This is a genomic window from Parafrankia sp. FMc2, assembly GCF_041008525.1.
Taxonomy (GTDB): domain Bacteria; phylum Actinomycetota; class Actinomycetes; order Frankiales; family Frankiaceae; genus Parafrankia.
On record NZ_JBFLUG010000395.1, the window covers coordinates 1 to 1375 of the forward strand.

The following is a 1375-nucleotide window of genomic DNA, read 5'->3' on the forward strand; positions in this document are numbered from 1 at the left end:
CAGGGCTGCGACAAAGTCGTGATCGGCGTGTCGGCTGGCGTCGCGGGCTGGTAGCGGCTACGGCGTCGCGGTGAGAACGGCCCGGGAACAGGCGGACGCGGCGCCCACGGGATGATCGAGGTTCCTACACCATGATCGTCCAAGAGTGGGGCCGCGTCCGTGCCTTCAGTGTCGCCTACCCTTGTTCCCGACGGCCAACGGGCCCGGCTGGCGGCCAGGGCCCTCGAGCGGCCCCGCGGTCTGCTCGACGCGCTGGGCGCGGTGCGCGACCACCGTCGGCGCCGCGGGCGCCGCTTCGGCCTGGCGTCAGTGCTGTCCCTGTGGTTCGCCGGTGTTCTGGCTGGTCAGCAGACCTTCGCCGCGGTCTGGGAATGGGCAGTCGACCTGCCCGTGGACATCCTCCCCGCCTTCGGGCTCAGCCGTGGGGTGCCGTCCGAACGGACGATCCGCCGCCTGGTCGAGCGCTGTGACCCGGCAGGGCTGGACCAGGCGCTCTCGGGCTGGATCGCCCGGGCCACGGCGGTGGCGGACCCGCCCGCCGGGCCGCGGGGGCTGGCCCTCGACGGCAAGACCCTCAAGGGCGCCCGGTCGTTCACCGAGGCCGGGGCGATGAGCCAGGAGGCGGTCGTCGAGGCGGTCTGGCACGACACCGGGATCGCCGCCGGCCACCAGCGGGTCGTCGACGGGGACGAGATCGCCGCGGTCGAGGCGCTGGTCGGCCGGCTCGACCTGACCGAGGTCCTGGTCACCGCGGATTCGCTGCATTCCCACACCCGGCTCGCCCGGAAGATCCGGGCCAGGGGCGGCCACTGGCTTTTTGTGATCAAGGGAAACCAGCCGACCGTTCACGCGAACCTCACCCGGCTGCCCTGGGACCGGTCACCGGACCTGGTCACGACGACCGAGAAGGCCCACGGCCGGATCGAGGTCCGCTCGCTGAAGGCTCTGACCGTCACCACGCCGGCGCTCGTCGGCTTCCGGGGCACCAGACAGGTCCTCCGGTTGTGTCGGCGGACCCGGCGCAAGAAGACCGTCACCGCGAAGCCGACCTGGTCCGAGGAGGTGTTCTACCTGGTCACCAGCCTGCCCGCCGAACAGGCCCACCCCCGCCACCTCGCCGCCCGCGTCCGCGGGCACTGGACGGTCGAGGCTGTCCACCACGTCCGCGACCGGATCCTCGACGAGGACCGCCACACCGTCCGCACCGGCAACGCCGCTCTCGCCTGGGCGATCGCCCGCGACACCGCGATCAGCGCACTACGCCTGGCCGGGCACAAGAGCATCGCCCCCGCCCTGCGGGCCACCGCCCGCAGACCCGAGCGCGTCCTCCAGATCATCGGCCTGATCAGCGAAAAGGGACTTTGACGGAGCCCTG

1 protein-coding gene is annotated in these 1375 nt (G+C 72.4%); it reads left to right on the forward strand.

Going from position 1 to position 1375, the window contains the following annotated elements:
- The first annotated feature begins 168 nt into the window (after positions 1–168).
- A complete protein-coding gene (locus AB1460_RS37495) occupies positions 169–1365 on the forward strand; it encodes an ISAs1 family transposase (protein ID WP_368967312.1) in 1197 nt (398 codons plus the stop codon).
- Positions 1366–1375: the final 10 nt, after the last annotated feature.